Origin of the sequence: Candidatus Nitrosotalea sp. FS, from assembly GCF_011319475.1 — an archaeon.
Lineage (GTDB): Archaea > Thermoproteota > Nitrososphaeria > Nitrososphaerales > Nitrosopumilaceae > Nitrosotalea.
Window position 1 is genome coordinate 1 of sequence record NZ_RCMC01000153.1, and the last position, 2,469, is coordinate 2,469.

At 38.1% G+C, this 2,469-nt stretch carries 2 protein-coding genes; both read right to left on the bottom strand.

All coding sequences use genetic code 11. The features are described from left to right. Nucleotides 1-211 precede the first annotated feature (211 nt). Nucleotides 212-1,609 (bottom strand): aspartate kinase, encoded by a 1,398-nt coding sequence (locus tag DYY66_RS05360; RefSeq protein WP_166286863.1) that lies wholly within the window; start codon nucleotides 1,607-1,609, stop codon nucleotides 212-214. A gap of 36 nt (nucleotides 1,610-1,645) precedes the next feature. Continuing rightward, the gene (gene pcn, locus DYY66_RS05365) at nucleotides 1,646-2,392 is read right to left on the bottom strand and encodes a proliferating cell nuclear antigen (pcna) (RefSeq protein WP_166286865.1); all 747 of its coding nucleotides are present in this window, start codon (nucleotides 2,390-2,392) and stop codon (nucleotides 1,646-1,648) included. Nucleotides 2,393-2,469 lie beyond the last annotated feature (77 nt).

The window sequence follows — 2,469 nt, forward strand, 5'->3', positions numbered from 1 at the left end:
TTGTTGTGACCAATTCCAGGATCTTGTGTAGATGTTACAGTCTGAGTGAACTGGATCTTTTTTGTTGATCCAGCGTTAGCAAGTTGATCATTGAATAGTGATAGCGAAGTAACAAGGCCTCCAACTATTACAAGAATTGCTAAAAGCAGAAGCCTGTTCATACGCTATGAATATTTAATTTGCATAAATATGCTTTTAGCGAGAGTTTCTGCTATTTGTCTAGTTTAAACTCATCATGCAGTGCCTGTACTGCTGCATTACAGTCAGAGTCTTTGACTACAAATGCAAGATTAAGCTCAGACGAACCTTGAGCTATCATTATTACATTGACGCCTTTTTTTGCAACAGAAGTAAATACTTTGGAGGCAACTCCCGTGATTCCTCTCATTCCAGAACCAATGAGAGCAAGTATAGAGACATCTACTGTGACATCTACTTTTTTGATGACTTTGCCAAGCAGATTCATCTCAAGTGAATTTACAGCCTTGTCCAAGTCATTTTTCTTTACTATTATAGAAATGGACGACTCTGATGGGCTTTGAGATATCATCATTATGTTAATTCCCTCTTTTGCAAGAATTGAAAATATTGTAGCTGCAGTACCAGGAGCACCAACCATGCTTCCACCCCTTACATCAATTAATCCAGTATGTCGTATGGTGCTGACACATTTTACGGTCTTTTGCGTATCAGATTGTGGAGTGGCAGTGACCAGCGTACCTGGATTATCAAGATTAAACGTATTTCTTATTCGCAAAGGAATTTTTTTTGCAACAAGTGGCTCTAATGCTCTTGGATGAATGTATTTTGCACCAAATAGTGCCATCTCCATTGCTTCAATGTATGATACTTCTTTGATCAGCTTGGCATTTTTTATGATCTTTGGATCAGTTGTCATCAAACCATCTACATCGCTCATCAACCAGACTTCATCTGCCTTGATGCTTGATGCGATGATGGTTGCGGTATAATCAGACCCACCTCTTCCAAATGTAGTTATGTTACCATGTTGGTCTGCACCAGCAAATCCACCAATTACTGCCATGGTTTTCTTTTGTAGAAGATTTTCTATTGTATGGGATACATGCAGACGTGTTGTGTCCATCAGCGGCTTTGCTCCTCCAAAGTTAGAGTCTGTAACTATTCCTACGTCTTTTCCCGTGAGAGGCATTGCCTTTATGCCCAGTTCATTTAGCGTAAATGCCACCAAATTGATGGATAGTCTTTCACCAAATGAGATCATGTAATCAGAAGATTTCGGTGTCACTTCTCCAAGCAATAACATTCCATGCAGAAGATCTTGAAACTCATCAAGGTCTGATTTCATCTTATTGAGCAAGTCTTTTTTTATTTTTGAGTTCTTGACACATTGATTTGCAATATCAGTATGCATCTTGATTATTTTCTTTGCAATCAAGCTTGCACCTTCCTTGTTTCTGTTCTGAATCAAATTTGTTATTCTGATTAAATCGTCTGTAACTCCGCTTATTGCAGAAAAGACTGGAATGATTTTGTATTCCTTTGTTAGCTTCTTTATCATGGTTGCAACGTTTCGTATATTTTGCGGAGAGGAAACAGAAGTTCCGCCAAATTTTAGAACAAGTTTCAAATCAGTATAACCTCGCCCTATTATCCTTAAAATCTTTTAACTCTCTACTCTAGGAGCAAGGTAAAAGTGAATTCTGCCAATGTTGGCTACCTTAAATTCCAGCCTAAGTGGCATTTTACTTGAATATTCACAAACTACTGTACCTGCAACAGTACCTATTGCTTTGACTATGCTATTGAGATATTCCAAGCTATAGGTTGCATTGCTGTCTTCTTTTACCTCAATCTCTGGCATCTCGGGCATTCCTTTTTCTAGTGTTATGATTGCCTCACCAGAATCACCACGTCCTGAAAATTCTGCCTTTGTAGGATTGGCATTAATGGATAAATATTCTGAAACAACCTGAATGTCGCCAAGTATTTTATCAAATTCTGCAGACGTTACACCCACTTTGGCATTGTAGGTAATTTTTGGAAGCGGAGTATCAGTTGCAGAACTTTCAATCAATCGCATCTTGTATTTTTTATTTTTACCTATAGTAACAAGCAAAAGCTTGTCTTCAGAAATGCTGATTTCTATATTGTCTTTTTTATCAGCTCTTTTGATTAACTTTGAAAACTCGTCTATTCTTACTCCAAACTTGACATCTGCATCGCAAACATATTTTTCAAATGCAGAATTAGGCCAAGCAATATCGATTAATGCCACATGTGATGGATCCATTCCACGGAAAGCAATTCCTTCACCAGTAGCTTCGAATGTAGCTTCTTCAACTAGGGTCGATATAGCAGAAATTACTGCCTTCCATTCTTCAGAACCACCAGACTTTGCAGAAAATGCCAAACTTATTCACATCTCTAGAATGTTCAAGTTAAACCTTATGCGTAGTTTCGCCAAGTATAGCTGCACTTGACGCATCG